Here is a 26947-nt window from a genome sequence, read left to right on the forward strand (position 1 = left end):
GCGGTATGTGAATCGTACTTACCGCTAATGATTTGGCGTTAAGGTGAATTCTGGAGCATTTTATTCTTATTGGAGACTGCTTCCTTCTTCTTCTGGATAGATATAAAATTTCTTTGGGAGATCGGCGCGAAGGCGACTCCTTTTCTGTATTTAGATGGACACATCACAGCACGTCCAAGGAGACAGTCATGTTCGTAGTCTGGTCGGGTTATGGTTTTTTGGCGTTTCTTATTCCTGTCGTATTGATGTTGGCGGGCCAGTTCGGTATGGATGCCATGCTGGGGGGCGGGTGGTATACCGCGCACAAGGCCGCGGCAGCGGTCGTTCTGATGGTCGCCGCCGCACTGGTCTGGATCGTTGGGGTAAAGCTCAACAGCGATCAGGGTCGAGTGCTGGTGGATCCCCAAACCCAGGAGCAGATCGTGTTCAAGCGTCGTCACACGATCTTTTGGATACCCATGCAGTGGGCATCGGCATTTATTGCAGCCATCGCGATCGTGCAGTTGATGAAGTAGCGGCTTCGGTGAAGTGGCTTTGCCGTAATGGAAAAGGGCAGCATCTCGCGATGCTGCCCTTTTATTTGGCCCGATGGTCGCTAGGTGAACCCGGCACTAAGACGAACGATCAGTATCGACTACCGACGGTGGCGTCGTATCGAGCGAGCAGCTGGTCATAGTCGTGTTGGACGAAACGCAGATCTGCGTCGAGCGCTGTGGGGCTAGCCTTTAGCGACCAGTGCTGCTGTAGGGTGGCCAGACGGTCCAGCCAACGTTTCGCCGAGGCCTCGACTTCAAGCCATACCGCTTTGTTGCCCCCTACAGCGCTGAGTCGAGGATAGGCTTCGTGATAGAGGTGGGCAGCCTGCCAGCCGCGTTGCAGTTCCTCGACCGAGGCGGATAGTTCGGTAGCGGTGAGGGCAGGAAGTGTGCGATCGCCCTCCAACCGATCCATGGCTCGGCGCGCCAGCAACATGAAATTCAGCATGTGCCAGTGCTGGTCACGACCAAGGTTCTGCTCGATCTGTTGCAGCTGTTGCGCGCGCATGAGCAGCTGGGCGGGTTCAAAGGCCTGGCGAAACGGCACCTCGGCCTTCTGCAGCTGCGCTAGCCTTTGGTTGAAGCTTTCATCCAGCTGGGCGGCTTCTTGATGATCGATCACGATCGTTGCGCTGCTATAGAGGACTTCGATCGCTTGGGCTACAGGACGTAGTTCATTGAAGGCCTGGATATAGGCGCGGCCGCTGGTGAGCAATCCTTGCTGAGACTCCTTGCTGCTATCGAGGAAAAAGTGTTCGAGGCAAGCGGACATCCTTTGCCCGGATCCGGGGAAAAGGTCGGGTGAGCCCATGCCGAAGCCACGGAAATAGGCATGGAGCTCGCCTTTTTCCAAGACCCTTGCCGCGGCCTTGCGATAGTCGGCAAGGCGCTCCTTGAATAAGGTGTCGCTGTAGGTCAGGCAGCGGCTGGTGGCTTCCGTAATGATGTCGAAATAGGAATATTCGGGACTCTTGAATCGGGCTTTCGTCAGGAGGATGACCGTAAGGAACAGGCCGACGGCAACGAGAAACGTCCGTGTACTGATCATGGCTTTGTCTCTGTACCTTCAGGGTACCAAGAAGGTGATCGACACTGGGCAAGCCCTTGCCCTGCGCTCGAACAGAATCGCCCGGGCCAGGCTTGCAAGCCCTGATTGACGGGAAGAGGGCGGTAGTTGGCGCTCGCCGCCAGGACGAAGACCAGAGAGAGTGCCATGCCTATGGCGACACCGAGAGCCACATCCCGCCGGGGGGAGCGGGGGGCGCCCAGAAGCCAATGGATAGCTCTGCTCAAATGATCGGTGCGGCTGGCGAGCGCTAGGATGTTCAAGGTAGCGCTATAGGCGATAACGGCATCCAGACCCTGGGTTGCGTAGAAGACTCCAGCCAGCAACCAGAATGGCAGGCTTTCGCAGATAGGTAAGGGTGGTGGCCGACGCAGACTCAGCCAGCGGCCAAGGCGCTCTTGCAGCTTCCTGTCGAGGCGCCAATAGGTGCAGCTCAGTGAGCGGCAGAACATCGTCAGCAGCCAGCCACAGACACCCAGGACGACGATGATCAGCGCTACCACCAGGAAGGTGTCGTAGAGGTTTGCTCCTAGACGATAGTAGTCCTGATAGCCCTTCAAAATGGCGCTGGTGGCTACCGCCAGTCCGATGGGCACGATAGCGACTTTGCGCCGCAGGGGGCGCCAGACGTCGGGCGCGAGCCCTGGCAGTTCAGCGAACAGCTTGGGGTGGCGCTGCCGTACGTTCTCGTAGAGCTTTTCGCAGTGTTGCCAATCGTCGTTGGTGAAGTGCGCCGTCAGCTTGACACGCTCGTCCTCGGTCAGGGGTGTGAAGAGCAGTCGCGCGGCGCGTCTGGCGCTTGAGTCCGCTCCTTGGTTGGCAATGCGCCGCTGCTCCGCCAGGAAGATACTGCGATGGCTACGCGCCAGGAGCTGGTTCCAGAAGAGTTCGCCGCATCGTTGTGCGGTGCCCGTTTGTTTCCAGCCAAGGTACTTGCATAGCGCTTCGAAGAGGTCTTCCGGCCAGTAGTCCGCTTCGATCAGCACCTGCGCGATGCAGTCGTGGAACCACTGGGTATTTTCCAATGACTGCACCCACGGCTGCTTGCCAAGATGCTGGCAGAGGTCGAAGCACCCCTGCTCGTCGGCATCACGCAGGGCTTGGGCCATGGTGATCCGAGCATAATGCTTGAGATTGTGCAGGACGCGCTGCAGCGCCTCTCGGGAAAGGTCGTTGCGTTGCCAGGGCGTCAGCCACTGGAAGCGGCGAGTGGCCCGCTCGGTGACTGCCATGCTCGCAATATCGAAGGCCTGGCAGCGGTGGAGGAGGATATCCTCGAACTCGCCGATGCAGGCGTAGCGTTGCGCCTGTTCCAGCCGCTCATCGACGTTGGCGACATCCAGGCCGTCCGCCAGGCGCTCGGCGAGTTGCCAGGCGGGGGTAGGCCCTGAAGCTGGGACGGTTTCGGTCGGGAGGACCAATAGCGGCGTGGTATCGGCAGGGCCTTCGGCCTGGTCGTCCTGGCGTGTCTCGGCCCAGTCGAGTGCCTGCTCGTACGCTTCGCGCAGTTGCTGGAAGCCTGCGGGATCTTCGTCCGGGCGGCAGCGCTTGAGCAGGGCCGCATACTGTCGCTTGATGGTGCGCGCGTCGGCCTCGTGCGACACCCCCAGGACAGTCCAGCAGTTCATTCGAAGCTACCCTTTTCCAGGCGGTCCAGCTCTTCATTGAGGTGGAGTCTTAGACTCCGAATTTCATGCGGGTCCTGGCCTTCCAATATGTGGGTGAAATGGGTAGCCATGGCATCGAGACGCTGACGCAACTCGCCGCGCCCTTCCTGGTACAGCCGCTCCAGGCGGGCAATCAATAGGGTGTTGGGCTGTTCCTCGCGCGGGTGGATCTTGAGTTCGGCGAGTGCAGCGAGATGCGTGGCGATCTCTGTAGGCGACAGGACGCCGGGATTGTTGGTGATGACGACCTGACGCCTTTCGCCCGTGAGCGGGATATGGGCTTCTGCTTCGAGCAGGCCATTGGTGTCATAGGTGAAGCGTACGTCGATCACCACCTCGCCTGCGGGCCTGGGTGGAACGCCGATCTCCAATTCGCCAAGGAAGATGTTTTCGCTGACTCGACGGCTCTCACCCTGGTAGATCTCGATCCGGACACGGGTCTGCTGATCATTCAGGGTTGCCACTTGCTTCACCTTGCTGACCGGGACCACGCAGTTGCGCTCGATGATCGGCAGGTAGTGCCCCCGTTCGTAGCCGTTGCCATAGGCGACGCTGGTCTCGATACCCAGGGAGTACGGACAGACATCGGTCAGTACTATCTCTTCCAGGGCGGCGTCCCGGGCCTTCAGGCCAGCCTGGACCGCAGCACCCAAGGCCACGGTTTCATCGGGGTTGAGCTGGATGGAGGGGAAGCGGCCGAACAGGCCGGCCGCCAGCCGGCGGACCAGCGGCATGCGGGTGGTACCGCCAACCAAGAGAATTTCGTCCAGTTCGCTGGCTTTGATCCGCGCATCGCGCAAGGCGGTCTCGATGGGCGCGCGCAGGCGGGCCAGCAACGGGGCATAGAGCTCGGCTAATTGGGCCTGGTCGAACGTCTGTTGCCACTGGGTGCTGCGATGGCGCAGGGTGAAGGTGCTCTGGTTTTCCTGGCCGAGAGCCTTGCGTACACGCTCGGCTTCCCGACGAAGTCGGCTGAACAGCTGGGGATCGGCCAGATCCAGCTCGTCGGCCTGCTGGGCGTTGGCCGCCTGGGCGGCGACGAAGGCCTGCACCAGGGCGGTATCGAAGTCTTCACCCCCGAGGAAGTTGTCGCCGGCACTGGCACGCACTTCCATGATGCCGTCGAACAGCTCGAGGATGGACACATCGAAGGTGCCGCCGCCCAGATCGAAGACCAGGAAGGTGCTGGTGCTGTCGCGCTGGTGGAGTCCATAGGCGAGGGCAGCTGCCGTGGGTTCGTTGATCAGACGCTCCACCTTGAGACCGGCCAGTTCGCCGGCAATGCGGGTGGCCTTGCGCTGGGCATCGTTGAAATAGGCCGGGACGCTGATGACGGCTTCCTCGACCGGTTCGCCGAAGTGTCGCTCGGCATCTTCCCGCAAGCTACGCAGCACCATGGCCGAGAGCTCTTCAGGGCGAAAGTCCCGCGTACCCAGGGTGGTGGTCCGGGCGCTGCCCATGTAGCGCTTGAACAGGGCCGTGGTCTGCCGTGGGTGAGTCTGCAGGCGTTCGCGTGCTGCCCGGCCGACGATGAGGCGATCCTCGTCATCCAGGCCCACTACGCTGGGAGTGAGCAGCTCGCCCAGTGCATTGGGCACGAGCTGAGGGGCGCCGTCGCGCCAGGCTGCGATCAGGCTGTTGGTGGTACCCAGGTCTATACCGACGATCATGGCTTGGCCACTTCCTAATGCAGTGAGTGAGCTGTGCGGCCTACCCCGGTTCGCCGGGGTAGGCCAATGACACCACTCAGAAGTCATACCGCGCTTTCAGCACCAGGGAGTCGGCGTCGTAGCCGGACTTCGCCTGGTAGCCATAGGTGGCACCGACGGTGAAGGCGTCGAGGGCGTAGCTGACCCCCAGGGTGCCTTCGTAGCTGTCGCGGACGGGGGAGGCGCCGGTCACGATGAAGCTGTCGCCGCCGCGGACGAAGGCCGAGGTCTGGCTGATGCGATCACCGATTACGTCGTGGTAGGCCATCAGGGTCGCTTCGGGTTTGAGGGTGCCCTGAAATAGCGGCAGATCCGCCGCCAGGCGCAGCCCGGCGCCGACATCGCCTTGCTCGTAGCGCTGGCTGCCGTTGCGCAGTGCCACCACCGAGCCGTGTTCGCTGAAGGCATCCGTCCGCACGTTGGCGTAGCGCGCCGCGACCCGCGGTTCGAGGATGAATTGGCGATTGAGCTGGAAGGTGTAGCCGCTCAGGGCGTTGAGGGCGATCAGGTCGCTGTCGTAGTCGCCCTTGGCCTGGGTGCCCAGAATGTAGCGCTTGCCTTCGTTGCTGCTGCGACCGTACGACAGGTTGCCGTCGGTGAACCAGTTACCCGAGCTCCAGGAGCCGTAGAGGGTGAACAGATGGCTTTGGACGTCGGTCCGGTTGCCGTTGTCCGAACCCACGTTGGTGTTGGCGTAGCTGTAGGCCAGACCCAGGGTGGTGTTGGGATTGAGCTTGCCGTCGGCGCCGATGGCGATGCCTGAGGTATTGGCGGAGTAGCCGGCGATACCGTCCCGGGTGCTCTGATCGGCATTGCCGGTGAGGCCCTGGATCCAGACACCGGTGTCGGTGAGGACATCACCCGAAGAGAGGCCGTTGCGCTGGCCACTGAGACGACCGCCGATGGCGGCGCTGGTCGCGGACTGGCCGGCCATGGCAGCCGTCACGGCACCGCCGTTGCTTTCCGGTACCAGGCTCTGGCTCAGTCGCGCCAGGGCCTGCGGCGATGAGGCCGAGGTGAAGGCCTGGAAGAGCGGATCATCCGCCGCGAGCGTACCCAGGACGCCGCGTTTGAAGGCGTTCAGAGAACTAACGTCGTTGGTAGAGGCGCCTACGGCACCGAGCTCCTGGCCTACCTGTTGGTCGGATTGCACGGTCACCACGGCTTTCACCGTGTTGTTGTCGCTGGTGTAGCTGCGTACCGAGAGTAGCGGGCTGCTGCTGGCGACGGTCAGGCCATTGTTGGTGACTTGATTGGCGCTGACCAGGGTGTACTGGGTGCCGGCCGTAGTGGCGGTGAAATTGCCCGGTTCTGCCCCGAGCTGAATACGCGAGCCGTTGGCGAAGCTGGCGTTGCCGCCGACCGTCAAGTAGGGAGTACTGGGCTGGGTGGCATTGGATAGTTGCATGCCCAGGGCCGCCCCGTTGGCGACTGTAAGGTTGCCGCCGATGCTGGCGCCTTGGGCGGTCAAGCCGAAGGTGCCACTGTTGACGTTCACGTTGGACTTGATGACGTGGGCCCCCACGAAGGTGGCGTTGCCGGCTACGGTGGTGCCGGTGACGCCCAGGACATCGCCCTGGATCGTGCCGCCGGTCCAGTTCAGGCTGGCGACACCGTTGCCGGAGATGGCGGTGCCGCTGGCGCTGGTGATGGAGCCGGCTTGCTGGTTGATCTCAAAGGGCGAGGTTTGAGTGCGTTCTGCCAGGATGGCGACGCCATCTGAATAGATGACGCCTCTGTTGACTAGGCCACGCGCACCCGTGGGGTTGGTTGTGGTGTAGAGGGCATCATGGGTGTGGAAGGCGATAGCGTCCTGCCCATGGGCTTCAATGGTTCCGGTATTGAGTATCTGGTCTATTTGCACATCGTAGAAGGACAAGGCATTCGACGCTTGCCCCGTCGAAGAAATCAGCCCGCTGTTCTCTATGGTGACGCCACGTGTGGTAGTCGCTTCCAAGTCGAAGGCGATGGACTCGTCACCGACTGTCTTGATCGTGCCGTTATTGATGATCTTTCCACCAATGGACAGCACGTTGGGGGTGTCGACGTCGAAAATCAACGCGGTTGTTTCATAGCCAACGGCACTGATGGTTCCATTGTTGATGACATCGCCCGCTATCTGGGCGCCATGGATATACATGGCTTCCGGCTCACCATAGAGGCTAGTAGGGGAGCGGGATACGAAGATGGTGCCATTGTTTATGATGGAGCCGCCAATGATGGTGTGGCCTATTTCGAAGCCCTCGGCATTACCCGTGTTACGAAGTTCGATGGTGCCAGTGTTTATGACACTGCCGCTGATACGGGTCAAGCCAGAGCTGAAGCCAGGCTGTACACCCACGCCAATGACTCTGAAACCATTGCCGTCCACGGAAATGGTGGAGCTATTCAGGAAGTCTCCCGTTACAGAGCTTCCTCTGAGTTGGATGGTGCTCTCGTTGCTGGTCAGTGTTCCGGTGCGTGAGCCGGAAAGCTGAAAACCATCATTGATCGTTTGATTTGAAAAATCCCTGGCACCTCCAGAAACGTCATAGCTGAGCGCGAAAGATTGTTGTGTGATGGCACCGATGCTGAGGGCGAGTAGGGATTTTTTGAAGGTCTTTAATTTCATTTGAGTGCTCGTAAGTTTTTCTAGCGGTCGATAATGAATTTTTTACTTTGCTTTTATGCCGTGTTCGCTGCTAACGGAAATTCCTTCGTAGAGGCGAGGCCCTTGTGCCGATTTGAGCTAGCATCACCTTTGCTGAAACTAGTTGTGGCCATTGGTTATTGACGCTCGAGGGAGTTCTCGCATGAAGCGCTATGGATTGGCCCTGTTGCTTGGCGCCTACCTGGGTCTTATCGGCTGCACCTCGCCCCAGCAGCGGCTGGCCACCTTGGCAGATGGCAGTGGTTTGCATGTCGAGAGGCTGGGCAGTCCGACGCTTCCCATCCTCGGAATGATCCCGGCCCGGCCACAGACTGACGGTCATTTGCGTGTCTATTTGGAAGGCGACGGTCGCGCCTGGGCGACCGCGACCCAACCCAGCCTCGACCCCACACCACGCAATCTGCTGGTCCCGCGCCTTGCCCTGAATGATCCGGGTTACGTCGCCTATCTCGGCCGCCCTTGCCAATTCGTCAAAGGAAGTGGCTGTACCGTCGCCATCTGGACGTCGGCCCGCTTCGGTAGCGCGGTGATCGCCAGTTTCCAGGTGGCGCTCGACGAGCTGAAAAGGCGTTATCGGGTCCGGCAGTTCGAGCTGGTTGGCTATTCCGGAGGGGCGGCCATTGCCCTGTTGTTGGCCGAGCGGCGCCAGGATGTGGTGGCTGTCCAGACCCTGGCCGGTAACCTGGATCCCCAGGCCTGGACAGCGCTGCAGCACTTGCAACCGCTGTCCGAGTCGCTGGACCCTTTGGCCAGGCCTGAAGCCTTGCGTACCATCCCCCAACGACATTTGGTGGGACGCCTGGATAACGTGATTCCTGCTGCGCTGGCCGATGACTATCGACGCAAGGTCGGGGGTGGCTGTATGCAGCTGGTGACGGTGGAGGCCGACCACGCTCAGGGGTGGGAGCCGGTCTGGCGACAGTGGCGTAGCGAGCCGCTGCCCTGCGTCTCCGGCGCCGCTAGATAGGCCATTGGCGTTCATGGGCTGACCGACCGCTTTTCTTTGAGGACCACGGTGTTGGCCAGCATGTCGCCCAGCCGCTTCCGGGAGCCGAAGAAGATGAAGATCCAGTCGATGACGCTGAGAAAGGGCGTGGTGATGTTGCGCAGAAAGGACTGCCACGGATTGCAGTTCAGGTAGCTGCGCTCGTCGACCACGACGATACCCAGGAGTTTTTTCCCTAGGCTTTGGCCGTTCGGCAGGCTGTCGCTGAAGAGGAAGTAGGCGATGGCCAAGGCAAAAGCCAGCAGTTGGCTATAGGCCCCCACCAGTGACCAAGGGAAAGCTATCCAGCCGGTCGACTTGGCGAAGACAAGCAGCAGCAAGACCACCAGGCCGTCTATGAGCTGTGCCGCAAGCCGGCTGCCCAGGCTCGCCAGATTTTTCGGCTTCCGGTAAGGCTCAGGCATGTTCACCATTTTCTCCCGAGGCGCCTCGCAGCGCCTCTCGACTATCCGTATCGATTCATCCGTAAGACTGGAGTCAACGCGCCGCTAGATCCTTCCCATACAGCGGCGAATGCGGCCCTGGCAGGACGCCGTTAGGTCTCAAGGTCAGCAGGCGCACGCCGGCGATGCCGGCCATTTCGTGGCCGCGGTCGTTAATGGAGTTGACGATCTGGGTGACGGCGGCGGTGATCAGCATGCCGACCAGGCCACCTCCGCTGTTCTGTTGCTGTTCGGCGGTGCTGGCGGCGGCGGCGCCTTCCCAGAGCAGCTTGCCGCTGCGCAGGTCGACCAGCTTGGCGGTGACGACCACGGCGGTCTCGCTGCTGATGACGTGGTAGGAGGTGCCGTAGCGCGTCACTTCAGTGTAGAGGGCGGCGTCGGCACCGAAGATCTCGCGCAGCTTGGGCAGCGGGGCGGCCTGCATCTCGTCCGGGTTGAGCAGGCCGTTCTGCCTGAAGGTCTCGTCCACCAGGGCGACCGGCAGGACGTAGTAGCCGGCTTCGCCCAGGGGATAGCTGAGCTGGGCGAGGACGCTGTAGCTGGCCTTGACGTCCGGCGACTTGTTCACCGGCGGCAGGATGACCACCGAGGCCGGCTTGCTCTCGCGGAAGGCGGTGTAGTCGTAGGCTTTCTGCTGGTTGGCGCAGCCGCCGAGGAGGGCGAGGGTGGCCAGCAGGGTCAGGGCCTTGATCAGGTGTCTGGGCATGGTCGGCTCCTTAGTTCTTCGCCAGGTTGCGCATGAGGAAGTCCATGTAGGCGGTCGATTCGGGGAAGAGCGACTTCTCCGTCTCGAACTGCTGGCGGACCTGGTCGGTCTTGCCGACTTCGGCGTAGAGCATGCCGAGCTGGGCGTGATAGCCGGGGGCGGGCGTCAGGCCGGCGGCGCGGGCCTTCTGCAGGCCGGCCTCGAGTTCGGCGATCTGCTGCTCGGGGGCGCTCTGCTTGGTGAAGTGGCCGTAGACCTGCTCCTGGTAGCCCGGCCAGTAGTAGAGCGGGCGGGGCTGGCTGGCGCAGCCGCCGAGCACGGCGCTGGCGAGGACGAGCGACAATATGGCGGCGCGAGGCCGAAATACGCTGTTCATGGTGGCTTCCTTGCTTAGGGGGCGGGGCGCCAGGCGCCGCTGTCGATACCGTTGACCAGGCGGTTGACGGCTTCACGGATGGCCAGGTCCAGGACCTTGCCGTTGAGGGTGGAGTCGTAGCTGGCGGTGCCGCCGAAGCCGACTACTTCGCGGTTGGACAGGCTGTACTCACCGGCGCCCTGCACCGAGTAGACGACCTCCGAGCTGCGCACGTCGACGATGTTCAGGTTGACCTTGGCGTAGGCGATCTGCGATTTGCCGCGGCCGAGGATGCCGAACAGCTGCTGGTCGCCGACTTCCTTGCGGCCGAATTCGGTCACGTCGCCGGTGACCACGTAGCTGGCGCCCTTGATCTGCTGGGCTTTCTTCGAGAAGCCGCTTTCCTGGGCGATCTCGGCCAGGTTGTCGCGGTCGAGCACGTTGAAGCGGTTGGACTGCTGCAGGTGGGTGACCAGGATGGTCTTGGCCTGGCCGCCGAGGCGGTCCACGCCGTCGGAGAACAGGCCGCGCATGTAGCTGGAGCGGTTGTCGAACTTGCCCACGGCGATGGGCTGGCGCACGCCCTGGTACTGGGTATTGGCCGAGGTGACCTGCTGGACCTCCAGCGAGCGGGAGGATTCGGTGGCGCACCCCACGAGGGTGGCCAGGCCGGTGGCGACGGCGAACATCAGTACGTTTTTCATAGATCCCTTGAATGTGGCAGTGAGCTTTTCTGGCGCCGAGACACGCCCCGCGCGTGGGCTCGACACGAATCTCGCTGACTCCGACAGGGATGAGTACCTCGTCCGTCCGAGCGGGGTCGGGCGGATGGCGGGAACGCGGCTGGATCGCGGGTGGAGAAAGAGGCTGGAAGAAAATCCGGGCCGGTCCATGGCGAGGCGAGCATCCTGCTGATCGAGTCAAAAGACTGGCTCAAGTGTAGCAACAGTTTTGTGACGCATTTAACACGTGGCTCGACGAGCGTCAGGCTGGGCGGTATCAGTGGTTGCGGAAAGGATCGGTGTCTGGCGCCTGCGAAAGTCGAGGGCGGGCGCCCGGCCGTAACGGAACGTAATTTGCGTGCCAGAGCCCATCGTCCCTCGCCGTTACGAGCCCGCCATGCGCCATTTCGATACCGATGCCCTCGCTACCTTCATCGCGGTGATCGATCACGGTGGTTTCACGGCGGCGGCCGAGCGGATCGGCAAGACCCAGGCGGCGGTGAGTCTGATCGTCAGTCGACTGGAAGAGCGGATGGGCAAGCGGCTGCTGGAGCGCAGTCGCAAGGGGGTGAGCCTGACCGCCCAGGGCGAGATCCTGATGGGCTACGCACGGCGCATGCTGATCCTGGAGGATGAGGCGCTGTGCGCCCTGGAGTGCAAGCTGGAGGCGACGCGGGTGCGCATCGGCATGCCCGACGACTACCTGGACAGCCTCGGCGCCTGGCTGCTGCAGACCTTCTCGGCGCAGCATCCGGAGATCCAGGTGGAGATCCTCTGCGACTTTTCCAAACGCCTGGAACCCCAGGTCCAAGTGGGCGACTTGGATCTGGCCATCGTCACCCGCGAGGCCGGGCGGCCCAGCGGCGAGCTGCTCTGCGAGGAAGCCCAGGTGTGGTGCAGCGTGGTGGGAAAACGTCCGGAACGGGAGCAGGTGTTACCCCTGTCGCTGTTCGCCGACAGCTGTCGCGCCCGACCAGGCATCCTCGCGGCCCTGGACGAGGTCGGGCGGCCCTGGCGCATCGTGTCTTCTTCCTCCCACCTGCCTGGCGTACTCGCGGCGGTGCGCCTGGGCGCGGCGGTGACGGTGCTGCCGGCCTCGGTGGTTCCTGAGGGTTGGCGTGTGCTGGGCACGGGCGACGGCTTGCCACTCCTGCCGCGACTGGAATTGGCGCTGCTGGTGCCGTCAGGGGCCCGGCTGAGCACCCGGCGACTGGCCAATTTCATTCGCGATCGCTATCAGGCGCACCAGCAGCCCGCCAGCGCCTAGTCCACCGCCCAGGTTCGGGCCACGTCGGCGAAGGCCGCTTCCAGTTCCGCCAGCACCGCATCGGTATGGGCGAAGGTCAGGTACAGGCGGCCATAGGCGCCGGGCATCATCAGCACGCCGCGGGCGCGCAGGGCGAAGTGCAGGGCGCGGGTCCATTCGGCATCGACGCTGGTTTCGGCCAGGGCATAGTCGCTGGGGGCCTGTTCACGGTCCCAAGGAGTGAAGACGCTACCGTAGCCGCTGCTGGAAAAGGAGAGGCCCTGGGCGGCGAAGGTGCTGGCCAACCGGGCGCGCAGGGCATCGCCGCGCGCCAGCAGGGCGAAGTAGTCCTGCTTGACCAGCAGTTCGAGGGTGGCGAGCACCGCGGCGCAGGCCGGTGGGTTGCCGCTGTAGGTGCCGGCGCGCACCACCTGGCCGCGCTCGAACAGGTCCATGATCGCCGGTTTGCCGAGCAGGGCGGCGACCGGGATGCCGCTGCCGATGGCCTTGCCTACCGCCGCCAGGTCGGCGTCCACGCCGAGATGATGCCCGGTCAGGCCGGCGTGCAGGCGAAAGCCCATCAGCACCTCGTCGAGGATCACCAGGGCACCATGGCGATGGGCGCGATCGGTGACGTACTGCAGGTAGCCGGGGGCGGGTTCCAGGCAGCCGGCGTTGGCCAGCACCGGTTCCATGAGGATGGCGGCGATGTCGTCGTAGTCGGCGAACAGCCGCTCCACGTCGGCGAAGTCGTTGTAGCGCAGCAGCAGCATGCCGTCGCGCTCGGGGCGGGCGCCGGTCATGCGGGCGGACACCGATTGCACGTTGCCGAAGGCTACCGGATCGTACCAGCCGTCGTAGGCGGCGGCGAACTTGACGATGCGCCCGCGGCCGGTGGCGATGCGCGCAGTGCGGCAGGCCAGGTGCACGGCCTCGCTGCCGGTGTTGAGGAAGATGACGCGCGACAGCTCGCCGCAACGGGCGGCCAGGGCGGCGGCGGCGGCTTCCTCGCGGGCGTGGGCGAAGGAGGGCATGGGGCCCTCGGCCTGGGCCTGGGCGACCGCTTCCAGCACCGGGGGCGGGGCATGGCCGAGCAAGGTGGCGCCAAAACCCATGGCGGTGTCGAGATAACGCTGGCCGCGGTCGTCCCAGAGGTAGGCACCCGCGGAGCGAGTGACCCGGAAGGCGTGGCCCTGGAAATCCGGAAGGGCGCGTCCTGCGCTGGAGATGCCACCCACGAGAAAGGTCATGACGGAGGTACTCGGATTGCGGGTTGATCAGTAGCCGAGCAGGCGGGGCAACCAGCCGCTCAGGGAAGGGAAGAACACGAGCAGGGCGACGGCCACGGCGGTGGCGAGCCAGAAGGGCACCAGGCGCCAGGAGACCTCGCCGATGGAAAGGCGGGCGACGTTGCAGACCACGAAGATGTTGGTGCCGATGGGCGGGGTGAACAGGCCCCAGCCCAGGGTCACGGTGAAGATCAGGCCGATCTGGTAGGGCTCGAAGCCGGCGGCCTTGGCGATGGGCACCAGGATAGGTGCGAGGATGATCATGGCCGGGCCAAGGTCGAGCCAGAAGCCCACCACCTTGAGCGCCAGCACGATCAGCAGCATGGTCAGCAGCGGACCGGTATGCAGGTCGACGATCCAGCCGGCCAGGGTGTGGGGCACCTGCTCCACGGTGAGAATCCAGCCGAAGGGCATGGCCACCGCCATGATGATCATCACCGAGCCGGTGGTGACCACGGCTTCGTGGATCGCCGGCAGCAGATCGCGCCAGCGCAGTTCGCGATAGACCAGGGCGCCGGCGGCCAGGGCATAGAGCACCGAGACGGCGGCGGCCTCGGTGGCGGTGGCGAAGCCGCTGACGATGGCACCGAGCACCAGCACCGGCATCAGCAGTGCCGGCAGGGCGTAGCCGAAGTCGCGCAGCAGCTCGCGCAGCGGCAGGCGCTCGTCGACCTTGGGGAAGTTCTCGCGCACCCCGACCACATAGGCGGTGACCATGAAGGTCAGCGCCAGCAGCACACCGGGGATCAGGCCGGCGACGAAGAGGCCGCCGATGGAGGTATTGGTCAGCACGCCATAGAGGATGAGGATGACGCTGGGTGGCACGATGATGCCCAGGGTGCCGGAGGCAGCGGTGACCGCGGCGGCGAAGGCGCGCGGATAGCCACGCTCTGCCATGGCCGGGATCATCACCTTGGCCACCGCGCCGGTGTCGGCGGTGGCGGAGCCGGTCAGGCCGCCGTAGACGAAGGCGGTGGCCACGTTGACTAGGCCCAGGCCACCGCGGAAGCGGCCGAGGAAGTGCTCGGCGATGCGCATGATGCGCCGGGTCAGGCCGCCGCGGTTCATCAGCTCGCCGGCCAGCAGGAACAGCGGGATGGAGCTCAGGGTGGCGGAATCGGCGCCACGGATGGTCTGCTGGGCGAGCCAGGCCAGGGGCATGCTCAGGTCGCCCACCAGCAGGGCGACGATGCTGGCGCCGGCCATGGCCCAGACGATGGGGATACCGGCCAGCAGCAGCACGATGAAGGCGAGGAACAGCGCGAGGACGGTCATGCCTGGGGCTCCCGACGGATACAGAGGCGCCACAGCCGCAGCAGGGCGATGACGACGAGCATGGCCGCGGCGCTGACCAGCGCCAGGGTCATCAGGCCGGAGGGCCAGCGCAGCACCGGGGTGGGTACCCGACCGGAGCGCTCCAGCACCGCCCAGCCGCTGGTCAGCAGCCAGAGGCTGACGCCCAGCAGCACCAGGCAGCCGAATACCTGCAGGGCGCGCTGGCCAGCTGGCGGCAGGAGCAGCAGGATGCCGACGAAGCGCACGTTCTCGCCGCGCAGCTCGGCCAGCACGCAGCCGATGAAGGTGACCCAGACGAAGCTCAGGGCAGCGATCTCGAAGGACCATTCGAAGCCGGACAGATGGAAGTAGCGCGCCACCACCCCACCGGTGATGGCGCCGAAGGTGGCGAGGAACAGGAGGACGCCCACGGCCTGCAACAGGCGCTCGGGTCGCGAGGGACGGTGCGGGACGTGGGTCGGGTCGCTCATGGCTCAGCGGGCCTCGCGTGCGGCGCTGCGGGTCTGGTCGACGAAGGCCTGGCCCCATTCGCTGGCGAAGCGGGTGTAGACCGGATCGACCAGGGCCTGGAAGGGAGCGGTGTCGACGGCATTGACCTGCACGCCCTTGGCCTTGAGTTCGGCGAGGACCTTGGCGTAGGTGGCGTCCAGCTGGCTGCGATACCAGGTCAGGGTGTCCTGCGCCGCCTTGCGTAGCGCTTCACGCTGGGGCTCGCTCAGGCTGTCGTAGGTATCCTTGTTCATGAACCAGTAGTTGGCCGACCAGATGTAGTTGGACAGCGACAGGTACTTGGCAACCTCGAACCACTTCTGGTCGTAGAAATCGCGCATTTCCGGCTCGACGCCATCCACCACGCCGGATTGCAGGGCGCTGTAGACCTCGCCGAAGGGGATCGACTGGGCCAGGGCGCCGAGTTGCTTGAGGGTGGCGAGGATCACCGGATTCGGCGGCGTGCGGATCTTCAGGCCGGCGAGGTCGGCCGGGGCGACGATGGGATGCTTGCTGTTGGCGAACTGGCGGAAACCCGAGTCCAGGGCGCCGAGCAGCACGTAGCCATGGTCCTGGCCGAGGCCCAGCAGGGCCTTGCCCTGGGGGCCGTCGAGGAAGGCATGGACGTTGGCCGCGTCGTGGAACAGGAAGGGCAGGGAGACCACGTTGAGGCGCGGGTCGATGGCGTCCACGGCGCCGCCCAGGCCGATGTCGATGGAGCCGTTGCCGACGCCCTCGGCGATGGGGCCTTCGTCACCGAGCTGGCCATCGGGGAAGACCTTGACGGTCAGCTCGCCCTTGGATTCGGTCTTGAGTTCTTCGGCGAAGCGCTGCACCGCCTGGTTGATCAGGCTGTCGCTGCTGGAAGCGTGGGCCAGGCGCAAGGCACGGGCGGCGGAAGCGCTCTGCAGGTCGAGTAGACCCAGGGCGGTGGAGAGGGCGATGGCGAGCCAGCTGAGGCGCGCCCGGGTCCGGCGTTGCGGCATGGTGCTGCTCCTGAGGGAGGGGGCCGGGGGTGGCGCCCTTGCTCAGGGATACTGCCAAGCTTTACCGCTGCGCTGGATAAAGATGCGTAATGCTGGGATAAGCGGCCGTCAGCGCCCGACGTGGTCCACCACCCAGCGCAGTGACGCCGGGAGCATGGGGCCATGACCCAGATCCGGCAGGGTTTCGAAGTGCACCTCTATACCCGGGATTCGGCTGAGACGGTCGGCCAGACGCTGCGTGGCATCGGCCGGCACCTGGCTCTGGAAATGGGCGGGCAGCTCGCGTTCGCCGCCGCCTTGCAGCAGGACGAGTTCGGCCGGGTGCCCGCGCAGGCGTTGCGCCAGGGCCGCGTCGTCCTGGGGCAGGGCCGCGGGGCTCCACCACAGCGAGGGACTGACGGCATAGCCGCGGGCGAAGGCGTCCGGGCGGGTGAGCAGGGCGTGGACGACGAACAGGCCGCCCAGGGAATGGCCCCAGAGGGCGCGCTGACCATGATTTAGGCGCACCTGCCGGGCCACGGCCGGCTCCAGGCGCTCCAGCAGCCAGGCGAGGAAGCCATCGGCGCCACCGGTGGCCAGCTGGCGGAAACGGTCGCTGGTGGGCGCGGTAGGGGTGTAGTCGTAGGCCCGTCCAGGACCATCGATGCGCTTGCCGCCCGCATAGCCCACCGCGACCAGCACGGGAGGATTCGGGCGCCGGGCCAGGGTGTCGAGCAAGTCGGCGTTCAGGCCACCCAGGGCGGCGTTGCCGTCGAGCAGGTAGAGCACCGGGTAGCCGGTTACCGGCGCCGGGCTGGCGGGGCGGGCGATCCAGACCTGGTAGTGACGCTCGCCGTCAGCGGAATCCAGGCGCAGGTCGCTGAAGGTGTAGCCCTGGCCAGGGTGGACGAGGACGCTGGCGTCCATGGGTTCGTCGACGGGGCGGGCCTGGGCACAAGGGACCAGGAGCAGCAGGGCGAGGACCAGTCCGGCAGACAGGCGCGGCAGGCAGCGGGAAAGCGCAGAGGGCATTGGCGAACGAGACTCGTTTTCAGCAAGAAGGGTGAGCCTACCGATGCCCGGCTGGGCTGGCCATACTGGCCAGGCGTCGACGTGACTCAGGAGGCTTCATGCATCACCCGAATCTGCTGTTCGATCTCGATGGCACCCTCACCGATTCGCGACTGGGCATCACTCGCGCGATCCAGGTGGCGCTGCGCGCCGAGGGGGTCGACGAACCCGACCTGCGCGCGCTGGAGGTCTTCATCGGCCCACCGCTGCTGCAGAGCTTCATGACCCACTACGGCTTCGACGAGGCGCGGGCCTGGCGTGCGGTGGAAGCCTACCGGGTGTATTTCCGCGCCACCGGCCTCTATGAAAACGAAGTCTATGCGGGCATCCGCGAATTGCTGGCTGGCCTGCACGCGGCGGGACGGCGGCTCTATCTGGTGACCGCCAAGCCACGGGTATTCGCCGTGGAGATCATGAGGCACTTCGCCTTGGCGGACTTCTTCACCGCCCTGCATGGCAGCGAACTGGACGGCACCCGCGGCGACAAGACCGAGTTGCTCCGCCATGTGCTGGCGACGGAAGGGCTGGCGCCGGAGACCTGCCTGATGCTGGGCGATCGCGAGCACGACCTGATCGCTGCGCGGGCGAACGGTGTGGCGGCGGTGGCCCTGGGCTATGGCTTCGGCAGCCAGGAAGAGCTGGAGCGGCAGCGCCCGGACTTTCACTTCCACAGCGTGGACGCCTTGCGCCAGGGCTTCGGGCTGTAGGGCATGGCGCGACCTGCGCGACCTGCGCGACCTGCGCGGCGTGAGCCGGCAGGTCGGTGCGATGGCTCAACCGCAGGTGGCGGTCTGCACCACCAGGGTGGCGCTGGTGGTGATGGTCAGGCGCTGGGAGTTGAAGTCCATGGTCATCGGGTCCTGCGGACGGACCACGCGGACCACCTGGGCACCGGCCCGCTGACGGCTTTCCTCGGCCAGGGCCGGGGTCAGGGCCTTGCCGACCAGATCGCGGACCAGATCGGAATTGCAACGGCCGCTGCTGCTGGCGGTGCCGCTCGCGGCGGGCGTGGCGGCTGCCTGAGTGTCCTGCGTTTCATGCGAGCCGCAACCGGCCAACAGGGTGAAGAGCGCGGCGCCGGCCAGCAGGAGAGGGGTCTTGAAGCTCATGAGTTCGCCTTTTCGATCGTGAGAGGAGGAACCTTAACCCGTACGGGCTTCTGCATGGACCCCTCCAGGGTGGGCATTGTTACAAATCGCGAGCCAGCCGACGCCGAGGACGGTCGAGCCAGGGTTTCTTCGGCGGAGAAAGTTAATAAAGATAACGTTCGTTAATCGGCCAGAATCGGGTCCCATGGCTTGATCCGTTTCTCGCATGGACCATCATCGAACCAGGGCCGCCCGGCCCTACGGTGACGACAACAACAACAAAGGGACACCCGCCATGTCAGCTCGCTATCCATTCGCCTTCCCTCCTGACGACCACCCGATCCGCGCCCACTAGGCCCTGATCCTCGCGCCCTCGCGGCGCTTTCCGCCTTCACTGTCAGGACGGTCATTCCATGTCAGCATCGCGCTCGCCCCAGGCCTGCGCACGGGCCCGCTCGTGCCTCGCTTTTGCCTCCCTCGCCTCCCTGCTGATCGGCCAGGGAGTCCTCGCTGCGCCTTCCACCACCCTGGAAAGCGCTCGGCCCAAACCCCTCAACAGCCTGGAGACGGCGCGGCCGCTGCCGCCCGGGCCGCCGCGCTGGAGCGAGGACTATCGCTTCCTCGACGATCCTGAAAAACGCACCGACCCCTTCGACGGGCTGCGCTACCAGCGCCTCGGCGACTCCGCCTGGCTGCAGACCGGCGGCGAGGCGCGCTATCGCTTCGACACCATCCGCAATCCGGTCTTCGGCCAGCGCGGGGTGAAGACCGACCACTACATCCAGCAGCGCCTGCAACTGCACGCCGACCTGCACCTGTTCGACGACGCCGTGCGCGCCTTCGTCCAGCTGGAGAACACCCGCGCCTGGAACAAGGCGCTCTATGGCCCCTACGACCAGAGCCGCACCGAGCTACACCAGGCCTTCATCGATCTCAACACGCCGCTGGCCGGCGGCAAGCTGATGACCCGGGTAGGACGCCAGGAGCTGGGCTACGGCAACCAGGCCTTCGTCACCTACCGCGACGCCCGCAACATCCGTCTCAACTTCGACGGGTTGCGTCTGGCCTGGAGCCGGCCGGACGGCTATCGCCTGGATGCCTTCGGCCTGAGGCCCGTGGTGACCGGCGAGGACAGCTTCGACGACGGCTCCAACAACGCGGTCAAGTTCTACGGCCTCTACGGCACCCTGCCGCTGGCCGGGCCGCTCAAGCTGGATGTCTACGGCTTCGGCCTGGAGACCGATGAGCGCACCCTGGACGGGCTGACCGGCGCGGAAAAACGCTACACCGCCGGCATCCGCCTGTTCGGCAATGCCGGACCCTGGGACTGGACCTGGGACCTGGCGGGGCAGACCGGTCATCTGGCGGGCGCGCAGATCCGGGCCGGGGGACTGAGCAGCGAAACCGGTTATCGCCTGGCCGGCGCCTGGAAACCGCGGCTCGCCCTGCGCCTCGATGCCGCCAGTGGCGATCACGGCCTGGGCGACGACCGCGTCGGCACCTTCGATCCGCTCTACCCGAAGAACGGCTTCTATGGCGACTCCGGCCTAACCACCCTGGCCAACCTCTATCTGGTCGGCCCACTGCTGACCCTGGCGCCGCGGCCGACCCTGCAGCTGGAGAGCGGCCTGTTCGGCGTCTGGCGGCAGAGCACCGCGGACGGCGTCTACCTGCCGGGCATGACCACGGTGCCGGGCACCGTCGCCAGCTCGGCACGCAAGGCCGGCAATCTCTGGCGCAACAACCTGCGCTGGATGCCCACCGCCAACCTGACCCTGGACCTGGAATACAGCTATTTCCAGGCCGGCGCCGCCGTGCGCCAGGCCGACGGCGACGACACCAGCTTCCTGATGGTCGCCACCACCTTCCGCTTCTGAGGAGCCCACCATGCGCCTGCTCTCATCCGTCCCGCCCGGGGCTCGTCTGACCCTTATGCTGTGCTTCATCGTCGCCCTGCTGGAGGGCATGGACCTCCAGGCCATGGGCATCGCCGCCCCGGCCATGGCCAAGGCCTTCGGCTTCCAGCCGGGGCAGATGGGCCTGGTATTCAGCGCCAGCATCCTCGGCCTGCTGCCCGGCGCCTTCATCGGCGGCTGGTGCGCGGACCGTATCGGCCGCAAGAAGGTACTGATCGCCTGCGTGCTGATCTTCGGCGTCTTCTCGGTGGCCACCGCCCACGTCTGGAGCCTGGAGAGCCTGCTGCTGGCGCGACTGCTCACCGGCATCGGCCTGGGCGGCGCGCTGCCGAACCTGATCGCCTTGTCCGCCGAATCGGTGGACGCGCGCGCCCGGGCCACGGCGGTCAGCCTGATGTACTGCGGCGTGCCCCTGGGCGGTGCCCTGGCGGCGGTGGTGGGGCTGCTGGACGTCGGTCGCTGGCAGACGGTGTTCTACGTCGGCGGCCTGGCGCCCCTGCTGGTGGCGCCGCTGCTCGGACGTTACCTGGCCGAGACCGCGGGCTTCCTGGGCGGCCGCGGTGCGGGCCCAGCGGACGCCAGGCGCGGCGCCTGGCTGAGCGCGATACCGCTGTCGACCACCTTGCTGCTGTGGCTGGGCTACTTCTTCACCCTCACGGTGATGTACATGCTGCTCAATTGGCTGCCCTCGCTGTTGGTGGGGCAGGGCTTCAGCCGTGGCCAGGCGGTGGGGGTGCAGATCCTCTTCAACCTCGGCGGCGGCATCGGCTCGGTGCTGTTCGGTCTGCTCATGGATCGCTGGCGGCCGCGGCTGACGGTGCTGGCCATCTACCTGGGCATCCTGCTGGGTCTGGCCGGACTGGGCCTGGCCAAGGCCTATCCGTTGGTGGCCCTGGCCGGCTTCGCCGCCGGGCTGTTCGTGGTCGGCGGCCAGCTGGTGCTCTATGCCCTGGCGCCGCAACTCTATCCGGCGGCGGTGCGGGCCACCGGGACCGGTGCGGCGGTGGCGGTCGGCCGCCTGGGCGCCATGGCCGGCCCGCTGTTGGCGGGCCAGGTCCTGGCCCTGGGCGGCGGCGCGGCGATCCTGGTGGTGGTCACCACGCCGGCGGTACTGGTGGCGGCGGGCGCGGTGCTGGCCCTGCTGCACCGGCGGGCGCCGGCGCCGACCGCCGCCACCCGCGCGGAGGCGCCCGGTCATGCGTAACGGCCTGACCACGCTGTACGACGATGTCCTGCTGCTGGATGGCGTGCGCACGCCCTGGACCGATCTGAATGGCGCTCTCGGCCAGGTGTCGCCCATCGACCTGGGCATCGTCGTGGCCCGGGCGCTGCTGGCGCGCGGCCATGATGCCAGGGAGGTGGACAGCGTGCTGGCCGGCTCGGTGGCCCAGGCCAGCTTCGATGCCTATCTGCTGCCGCGCCATATCGGGCTCTATGCCGGGGTGCCGGAAGCGGTGCCGGCGCTGCAGGTGCAGCGGGTCTGCGGTACCGGGCTCGAACTCCTGCGCCAGGCCGGCGACCAGTTGCAGAGTGGCCAGGCCAGCCGGGTGCTGTGCGTGGCGGCCGAGTCCATGACCCGCAATCCCATCGCCGCCTATACCCATCGCAGTGGCTTCCGCCTGGGCGCGCCGGTGGAATTCCACGATTTTCTCTGGGAGGCGCTCAAGGACCCGGCGGCCGGGCTGGATATGCTCGGCACCGCGGAGCGCCTGGCGCAACGCTTTGGCATCGGCCGCGAGGAGGTCGATGCCTGGGCATTGCGCAGTTTCGAACGGGCCCTGGTGGCCCAGCGCAGTGGCTGGTTGGGCGAGGAGATCGTGCCGGTGACGGCGACGCGCCTCGAGTCCGCCGGTCTGGTGCCGCGGGAGTTGCGGCTGCCGCGGGGCTGCACCGTGGTCGAGCACGACAGCCATCCGCGCGCGACCTCGCGGGAGGCCCTGGCACGCTTGACGCCCGTGCACGAGGGCGGCGTCCAGACCGCCGGCAATAGCTGCGCGGTGGCGGATGGCGCCGCCGCCGTGTTGCTGGCACGAGGTACGGATGCCGCAGTGGCCGAGGCGCTGGCCTGGGTACGCGGCTCCTGCGTGGTGGGGGTGCCGCCCGACCTCATGGGCAGCGGTCCGGTCCCAGCCATCCAGGGCCTGCTCGACCGCGCCGGCCTGCCGCTGGACGCCATCGACCGCCTGGAGATCAACGAGGCCCAGGGTGCCCAGCTGCTGGCGGTGCAGCGGTCCCTGGAGCTGGACCCAGCGCGACTCAATGTGCACGGTGGCGCCATCGCCCTCGGCCATCCACTGGCCGCCACCGGGCTGCGCCTGGCCATCACCCTGGCCCGGCAGCTGCGCGCCGAGGGGCTCAGGTACGGGGTGGCGGCGGTGTGCATCGGCGGTGGTCAGGGCATGGCGGTGTTGCTGGAGAATCCGGGGTGGCGGGGACGTTAGGGGCTTGGCCTGGGTGTGAACTGATCGCGGCCATGGGCCGCTCCTACAGGCACGGGTGCCACCGCAGGAGCGGCCGCAGCGGCGAACCGCCATGGCCGCGATGCGTGCAGGATGGCGATACCTTTGCTGGGCTTCGCTGTGCTCAGCGCCACGCTACGGCGTGACTTCCACGGCGTGGGTGACCAGTGGCGGAAAATGAATCGCCACCCGCAGGCCGCGACCGCTGGTCGGGGTGGCCAGCTCGATGCCGGCATCGTGGGCGGTGGCGATGTCGCGGACGATGGCCAGGCCCAGGCCGGTGCCGTGGATGCCCCGGTCGATCCGATAGAAGCGCTCGAAGATGCGTTCACGCTCGGCCTCGGGAATGCCCGGGCCGTCGTCTTCCACCTCCAGCAGCGGTGCCCCGGCGTGGCTGCGTAGCCGCACCGTGACCTGGCCACCGCGCGGGGTGTATCTGAGGGCGTTGTCCACCAGGTTGTCGAGCAGGTCGCGCAGCTGGAAGGCGTTGCCGAGGATGGTCTGCGGCTCCAGTTCGTAGCCCAGGTCGATGCCATGGTGATCGGCCGCGGCCAGCTGGCTGGGCATGGCCTCGTTGATCAGTGCGTCCAGCTGCAGGGGCTCGCGCGGCGGGCTTTCCAGGCGTGCGGTGGCGGCCCGGGCCAGGGTCAGCAGCTGGTTGGTCTGCCGGGTCATGCGTTCGGTGGCGGCTTCCAGCTGGGCCAGGGCGGCGGCGCTTTCGGCATCGCCGGCGTGACGCTGGCGCAGCCACTGGGTCAGGGTGCTGATGCCGGCCAGCGGGGTGCGCAGCTGGTGGGCCATGTCATCGAGAAAGGCGCGCTGATTGCGGGCGCCGTCGCGCACCCGCAGCAGCAGGTTGTTGAGGGCGGTGACGAAGGTGGCCAGCTCGCGCAGCGCCCCTTCCTCGCGCAGGGGCGCGAGGTCGTCGTAGTGGCGGCTGTCGAGCTGATGTTCCAGTCGCTCCAGGGGCCTCAGGCCACGACGCACCGCCCACAGCAGCTGGGCGGCGATGAGCAGGGCGACCAGCAGTTGCACCACCACCAGGGTCAGCAACATGCGTTGCAGGGCGGCGGTGTGACGACTGAGGGTCTGGGCGACGCTGGCCACCACCGGCTGGCCCGCCACGTGGCCGAGGCGGGCGACCATGAATACCGAGCGGTCGTTGATGCGGGCGCGCATGGCGGTGGTATGGCCGTCACGCATTTCGTCGGTCACCGTCTGCACCGGCATGGCCTCGTCGCCGAACAGCAAGCGCCCGTCGAGTGTCCGTACCGCCAGCCAGACGTGGTCGTGGCTGTTGTGGCGCAGCAGGTAGTCGGCCTCCGCCGGCAGCCACAGATGGCCGTTGCCATCCATTTCCAGTTGCTCCACCAGCAGGATGGCGGCGTCGGTGAGGTCGCCATCCAGGGCGCTGAAGGCCGGCTTGCGGGCGAACTGGTAGCTGATCACCGCGCCGCCGAGGTTGACCAGCAATACCGGCAGGACCAGCCATTTCAGCAGCCGACGGCGCAGGCTGGGCGCGGCGGTGGTCATGGCGCGGCTTCCTCCAGGCGATAGCCGAAGCCGCGTACGGTACGGATGCCGACGCCGGAGTCGGCGAGCTTCAGGCGCAGCCGCGAGACGTAGACCTCCACGGCGTTGTGGGTCAGGTCTTCGCTGCCCCAGGGCGCCAGGGCATCGATGATCTGCTGCTTGGAGACCACCTTGCCGGCCTGGCGCAGCAGGTGTTCGAGCACCGCCCACTCGCGGGCGGAAAGATCCAGCGGCGTATCGCCCAGGCGCGCCTGGTGGGCTGCGGTATCCAGGCGCAGGGCGCCGAGGGCGAGGTCGACGCTGTTCTGGCCGCCGGCGCGGCGGGCCAGGGCCTTGATCCGCGCCACCAGCTCGGGCACGGCGAAGGGCTTGACCAGGTAGTCGTCAGCGCCCACCTCGAAGCCGTGCACCCGGTCGTCGATGGCGTCGCGGGCGGTGAGCAGCAGTACCGGCTGGTCGCTGCCGCGCTGGCGCAGGCGACGAACCACCTCGAAGCCGTCCAGGCCGCCGGGCAGGCCGATGTCCAGCACCACCACGGCGAAGCGGGTGGTGCGCAGCCAGGCGTCAGCGTCGGCACCGGTACGTAGCAGGTCGATCTGCATGCCATGGCCTTCCAGCACGCGGCGGATGCCGTCGGCCAGGGTGGCGTCGTCTTCGACGAGCAGGATGTGCATGGGGAAATCCTTAGTCAGGCAGGACGCAGAAATCGCCCAGGGCCCGCAGCAGCGCCAGGCGGTGGAGGTCATCGGGACGCGCGGCGGCGAGGTGGGCGGTGAGGGCGCGGTCCAGTTGCGCCGGGCAATCCGCGGCCGCGCGGAGCCCGCCGGTGGCGGCCAGACCGGCGAGCAGGCGTGCCTGCAGGTCATTCAGCTGGGTTCGCAGCGCGGCCAAGTCGGTGGTTGCCGCGGGCAGTGGACGCTCGCCGCGGCGCCAGGCGGCCAGCAGGCCGTATTGCACCAGCTTGTTGGCTTCCATCTGGGCGGCGAAGAAGGTCTGGGCGGTGGCCGGATTCACCCGGGCCCCCGGGGCGGCCTGGGCGACGTCCTGCAGTACCTGGCGCTCGCGGGCTTCGTCGAGCACCGGCTTGCCGCTGTCGTGCTTGCTGCGGGCCACCTGGTCGGCCACGGCCAGGCGCTGGGCCATGGCGTCCAGCAGGTCGGACAGGGGCGCAGGTGCGGCCTGGGCCTGCAGGGCGATGCTCAAGAGCGGAATGACGAGCCAGCGAACACCGGACATGACGACCTCCAGGGCGCAAGGAAAAAGGGCATCGAAGCTCGCACGGGGCGGCGGGGTGGTCAAGCTGGGCGCGGTGGACGGCCCTCACTCCAGCCCTCTCCCGGAGGGAGAGGGGGCGCAGTGGTGCTTGGGGATGTCTCGGCGGTAGGGTGGTAAACCGCGTGACGTTTTCCACGTGGGTGATGGTGCCCGCGTGGATGAGGCTGCGCCGTCATCCACCCTGCGCCTGGCGCTCTCCCAGGGAAGAGGGGCGCAGCGGTGTGAGGCGCGATCCCGGCGGTAGGGTGGAAAACCGCGCAGCGTTTTCCACGCGGGTGCTGTGTCTACGTGGATGAGGCTACGCCGTCATCCACCCTACGCCGATCCGCCCCGAGGGAGCGGCAGCAGAGCGGCCCTAGGCCTCCTGCGCCGCCCGTACCTCGGCGGTCAGGGCCTGGAGGCGGGCGTCGAGGGCGTTGACGGCACTGGCGTCGGCGGCGGTGTCCAGGCTCAGGCGCAGGGCGGCCAGGACCAGCAGCTCGGTGGCGTCGCCGCGGCGGCGGTCGCCCTGGATGGCGACCAATTCGTCGCGCAGGCGAGCCGCGGCCTGCTGCAGAGCGGCGCGATCGCCTTCGGCCACCTTGAAGCGGTAGCGACGGCCGAGCACCTCCACTTCGTCGTGGGCGCTGGCGACCGCATCGGCGGTCTTCACTCGACGCTGGCCGCGTGGCGCTGCTCGGCGTCGGCGGCTACCGCCTGCTCGACGGACTGGGCAGACAGCAGGGCCAGCAGGCCTTCGACGCGCTGGCGGGTGCCGGCGCCGGCTTCTTCCTGCTCCATCAGGCTCAGTTGCAGGGTGTCGTTTTCCTCGCGCGCGGCGTGCAGGGCCTGCTCCAGCTCGTGGGTCCGGGCGGTCAGGCGCTGGTTGCGTTGCAGCAGGTCGCGGATCGCGGTTTCCAGTTCGCTCAGGGTCTTGTCCAGCATGGGCGCGGTCGTCTCTCGTGTCAGGTTCGGGGCTGCCAAGGGCGGCAGGGGAAGCATTCTAGGCTGCTCACCGACCACCGGCACCCCGTTCGTCGCAGGCTAAGCCCTTGTTTTGCCAAGGAGTTCACGGGGCCGGGCAGGGACCTGACCGGCTGTCAGGCAGTTGTCAGGTTGCGCTAAGGGGGCCGTAAGGCGAGGCGCCTTAGCCTGGGCTCATCGCGTCGGCTGTCCGTACCGGCGCCCCTCGCTTCGGATGAGCCGCCATGACCGATCTGTCCCAGAGCTCCGCTCCCCGTGTACTGGACGAGCCTTTCCTGCCGTTCTCCCGCCCCAGCATTGGCGCGGAGGAGGTAGCCGCGGTGAGCCAGGTGCTCACCTCGGGCTGGATCACCACCGGGCCCCAGGCCAACCTGCTGGAAGAGCGCTTCGCCGCCTCGGTGGGCGCCGCCCATGCGGTGGCCCTGTGCTCGGCCACCGCCGCCATGCACGTGACCCTGCTGGCGCTGGACATCGGCCCGGGCGACGAGGTGATCACT

The 26947-nt window shown here is 66.4% G+C and carries 28 protein-coding genes; 9 read left to right on the forward strand and 19 right to left on the reverse strand.

Features of this window, described 5'->3' with window-relative positions; genetic code table 11:
• The first annotated feature begins 188 nt into the window (after positions 1 to 188).
• On the forward strand, positions 189 to 515 hold the full coding sequence (locus tag RND78_RS25820; RefSeq protein WP_312732839.1) for a hypothetical protein: 327 nt from the start codon (positions 189 to 191) through the stop codon (positions 513 to 515).
• Between the two features lie 109 nt (positions 516 to 624).
• On the opposite strand, the gene RND78_RS25825 is transcribed toward RND78_RS25820, so the two are convergent.
• The 4 genes from RND78_RS25825 to RND78_RS25840 all read right to left on the reverse strand — a co-directional run bounded on the left by RND78_RS25825 (position 625) and on the right by RND78_RS25840 (position 6857).
• Positions 625 to 1584 (reverse strand): DUF3829 domain-containing protein, encoded by a 960-nt coding sequence (locus RND78_RS25825; protein ID WP_312732840.1) that lies wholly within the window; start codon positions 1582 to 1584, stop codon positions 625 to 627.
• The gene (locus tag RND78_RS25830; protein WP_312732841.1) at positions 1581 to 3230 is read right to left on the reverse strand and encodes a J domain-containing protein; all 1650 of its coding nucleotides are present in this window, start codon (positions 3228 to 3230) and stop codon (positions 1581 to 1583) included. Before RND78_RS25830 ends, RND78_RS25825 begins: the two co-directional genes overlap by 4 nt.
• A complete protein-coding gene (locus tag RND78_RS25835; RefSeq protein WP_312732842.1) occupies positions 3227 to 4939 on the reverse strand; it encodes a molecular chaperone HscC in 1713 nt (570 codons plus the stop codon). The genes RND78_RS25830 and RND78_RS25835 overlap by 4 nt, the downstream gene beginning before the upstream one ends.
• Positions 4940 to 5015: 76 nt before the next feature.
• Positions 5016 to 6857: an autotransporter domain-containing protein gene (locus RND78_RS25840; protein ID WP_312732843.1), complete on the reverse strand. Its 1842-nt coding sequence runs from the start codon at positions 6855 to 6857 to the stop codon at positions 5016 to 5018.
• Between RND78_RS25840 and RND78_RS25845 the strand changes: the two genes are divergently transcribed.
• Positions 6798 to 7442 carry a hypothetical protein gene (locus RND78_RS25845; protein WP_312732845.1) on the forward strand — a complete coding sequence of 215 codons (645 nt, stop codon included), beginning with the start codon at positions 6798 to 6800 and terminating at the stop codon, positions 7440 to 7442. The two genes, RND78_RS25840 and RND78_RS25845, sit on opposite strands and share 60 nt — an antisense overlap.
• A 328-nt stretch (positions 7443 to 7770) precedes the next feature.
• Positions 7771 to 8595 carry an alpha/beta hydrolase gene (locus RND78_RS25850; protein WP_312732846.1) on the forward strand — a complete coding sequence of 275 codons (825 nt, stop codon included), beginning with the start codon at positions 7771 to 7773 and terminating at the stop codon, positions 8593 to 8595.
• Positions 8596 to 8606: 11 nt separating this feature from the next.
• Here the strand turns inward: RND78_RS25850 and RND78_RS25855 are convergent, their stop codons facing one another.
• The 4 genes from RND78_RS25855 to RND78_RS25870 all read right to left on the reverse strand — a co-directional run bounded on the left by RND78_RS25855 (position 8607) and on the right by RND78_RS25870 (position 10842).
• The gene (locus RND78_RS25855; RefSeq protein ID WP_312732883.1) at positions 8607 to 9038 is read right to left on the reverse strand and encodes an RDD family protein; all 432 of its coding nucleotides are present in this window, start codon (positions 9036 to 9038) and stop codon (positions 8607 to 8609) included.
• A gap of 73 nt (positions 9039 to 9111) precedes the next feature.
• Entirely contained in the window at positions 9112 to 9783 is a 672-nt protein-coding gene (locus RND78_RS25860) for a DUF799 domain-containing protein (RefSeq protein ID WP_312732847.1), read from the reverse strand.
• Between the two features lie 10 nt (positions 9784 to 9793).
• The gene (locus RND78_RS25865; protein ID WP_312732848.1) at positions 9794 to 10159 is read right to left on the reverse strand and encodes a DUF4810 domain-containing protein; all 366 of its coding nucleotides are present in this window, start codon (positions 10157 to 10159) and stop codon (positions 9794 to 9796) included.
• Positions 10160 to 10173: 14 nt separating this feature from the next.
• Positions 10174 to 10842 (reverse strand): CsgG/HfaB family protein, encoded by a 669-nt coding sequence (locus RND78_RS25870; RefSeq protein ID WP_312732849.1) that lies wholly within the window; start codon positions 10840 to 10842, stop codon positions 10174 to 10176.
• Positions 10843 to 11257: 415 nt separating this feature from the next.
• Between RND78_RS25870 and RND78_RS25875 the strand changes: the two genes are divergently transcribed.
• Positions 11258 to 12127, forward strand: coding sequence for a LysR family transcriptional regulator (locus RND78_RS25875; protein WP_312732851.1), 870 nt, complete (start codon positions 11258 to 11260; stop codon positions 12125 to 12127).
• Here the strand turns inward: RND78_RS25875 and RND78_RS25880 are convergent.
• The 5 genes from RND78_RS25880 to RND78_RS25900 form a co-directional block, all read right to left on the reverse strand.
• On the reverse strand, positions 12124 to 13356 hold the full coding sequence (locus RND78_RS25880) for an aminotransferase class III-fold pyridoxal phosphate-dependent enzyme (RefSeq protein WP_312732852.1): 1233 nt from the start codon (positions 13354 to 13356) through the stop codon (positions 12124 to 12126). The genes RND78_RS25875 and RND78_RS25880 overlap by 4 nt on opposite strands.
• Before the next feature lie 27 nt (positions 13357 to 13383).
• On the reverse strand, positions 13384 to 14670 hold the full coding sequence (locus RND78_RS25885) for a TRAP transporter large permease (protein ID WP_312732854.1): 1287 nt from the start codon (positions 14668 to 14670) through the stop codon (positions 13384 to 13386).
• Positions 14667 to 15161, reverse strand: coding sequence for a TRAP transporter small permease (locus RND78_RS25890; RefSeq protein WP_312732856.1), 495 nt, complete (start codon positions 15159 to 15161; stop codon positions 14667 to 14669). The genes RND78_RS25885 and RND78_RS25890 overlap by 4 nt, the downstream gene beginning before the upstream one ends.
• 3 nt (positions 15162 to 15164) lie before the next feature.
• Positions 15165 to 16166 carry a TRAP transporter substrate-binding protein gene (locus RND78_RS25895; RefSeq protein WP_312732858.1) on the reverse strand — a complete coding sequence of 334 codons (1002 nt, stop codon included), beginning with the start codon at positions 16164 to 16166 and terminating at the stop codon, positions 15165 to 15167.
• Between the two features lie 108 nt (positions 16167 to 16274).
• The gene (locus RND78_RS25900) at positions 16275 to 17177 is read right to left on the reverse strand and encodes an alpha/beta hydrolase-fold protein (RefSeq protein ID WP_312732860.1); all 903 of its coding nucleotides are present in this window, start codon (positions 17175 to 17177) and stop codon (positions 16275 to 16277) included.
• 98 nt (positions 17178 to 17275) lie between these two features.
• On the opposite strand from RND78_RS25900, the gene RND78_RS25905 reads away from it, so the two are divergent.
• Positions 17276 to 17923: an HAD hydrolase-like protein gene (locus RND78_RS25905; RefSeq protein ID WP_312732862.1), complete on the forward strand. Its 648-nt coding sequence runs from the start codon at positions 17276 to 17278 to the stop codon at positions 17921 to 17923.
• Between the two features lie 66 nt (positions 17924 to 17989).
• Here the strand turns inward: RND78_RS25905 and RND78_RS25910 are convergent, their stop codons facing one another.
• Positions 17990 to 18325, reverse strand: coding sequence for an I78 family peptidase inhibitor (locus RND78_RS25910; RefSeq protein WP_312732864.1), 336 nt, complete (start codon positions 18323 to 18325; stop codon positions 17990 to 17992).
• 392 nt (positions 18326 to 18717) lie between these two features.
• Here RND78_RS25910 and RND78_RS25915 point away from each other — a divergent pair, with 392 nt between their 5' ends.
• From RND78_RS25915 to RND78_RS25925, 3 genes are read left to right on the forward strand one after another with little or no spacing between them, the layout of a single operon-like run.
• Positions 18718 to 20181: an alginate export family protein gene (locus tag RND78_RS25915; RefSeq protein WP_312732865.1), complete on the forward strand. Its 1464-nt coding sequence runs from the start codon at positions 18718 to 18720 to the stop codon at positions 20179 to 20181.
• A 10-nt stretch (positions 20182 to 20191) separates the two neighbouring features.
• Complete coding sequence (gene mhpT / locus RND78_RS25920; protein ID WP_312732868.1) at positions 20192 to 21424, forward strand: 3-(3-hydroxy-phenyl)propionate transporter MhpT; 1233 nt, start codon at positions 20192 to 20194, stop codon at positions 21422 to 21424.
• On the forward strand, positions 21417 to 22661 hold the full coding sequence (locus tag RND78_RS25925) for a thiolase family protein (protein WP_312732871.1): 1245 nt from the start codon (positions 21417 to 21419) through the stop codon (positions 22659 to 22661). The genes mhpT and RND78_RS25925 overlap by 8 nt, the downstream gene beginning before the upstream one ends.
• Before the next feature lie 153 nt (positions 22662 to 22814).
• Here RND78_RS25925 and RND78_RS25930 read toward each other — a convergent pair whose 3' ends face one another.
• The 5 genes from RND78_RS25930 to RND78_RS25950 form a co-directional block, all read right to left on the reverse strand.
• Positions 22815 to 24212 carry a sensor histidine kinase gene (locus RND78_RS25930; protein ID WP_312732873.1) on the reverse strand — a complete coding sequence of 466 codons (1398 nt, stop codon included), beginning with the start codon at positions 24210 to 24212 and terminating at the stop codon, positions 22815 to 22817.
• A complete protein-coding gene (locus RND78_RS25935; RefSeq protein WP_312732875.1) occupies positions 24209 to 24886 on the reverse strand; it encodes a response regulator transcription factor in 678 nt (225 codons plus the stop codon). Before RND78_RS25935 ends, RND78_RS25930 begins: the two co-directional genes overlap by 4 nt.
• A gap of 10 nt (positions 24887 to 24896) precedes the next feature.
• Positions 24897 to 25448 (reverse strand): chorismate mutase, encoded by a 552-nt coding sequence (locus RND78_RS25940; RefSeq protein ID WP_312732877.1) that lies wholly within the window; start codon positions 25446 to 25448, stop codon positions 24897 to 24899.
• A 394-nt stretch (positions 25449 to 25842) separates the two neighbouring features.
• Positions 25843 to 26139 (reverse strand): cell division protein ZapA, encoded by a 297-nt coding sequence (gene zapA, locus RND78_RS25945; protein WP_312732879.1) that lies wholly within the window; start codon positions 26137 to 26139, stop codon positions 25843 to 25845.
• On the reverse strand, positions 26136 to 26411 hold the full coding sequence (locus RND78_RS25950; protein ID WP_312732881.1) for a hypothetical protein: 276 nt from the start codon (positions 26409 to 26411) through the stop codon (positions 26136 to 26138). Before RND78_RS25950 ends, zapA begins: the two co-directional genes overlap by 4 nt.
• Before the next feature lie 299 nt (positions 26412 to 26710).
• Here RND78_RS25950 and RND78_RS25955 point away from each other — a divergent pair.
• A partial coding sequence (locus RND78_RS25955; protein WP_312732885.1) for a DegT/DnrJ/EryC1/StrS family aminotransferase occupies positions 26711 to 26947 on the forward strand: 237 nt, incomplete at its 3' end.

Source organism: Pseudomonas oryzihabitans (genome assembly GCF_032027545.1).
GTDB lineage: Bacteria > Pseudomonadota > Gammaproteobacteria > Pseudomonadales > Pseudomonadaceae > Chryseomonas > Chryseomonas oryzihabitans_F.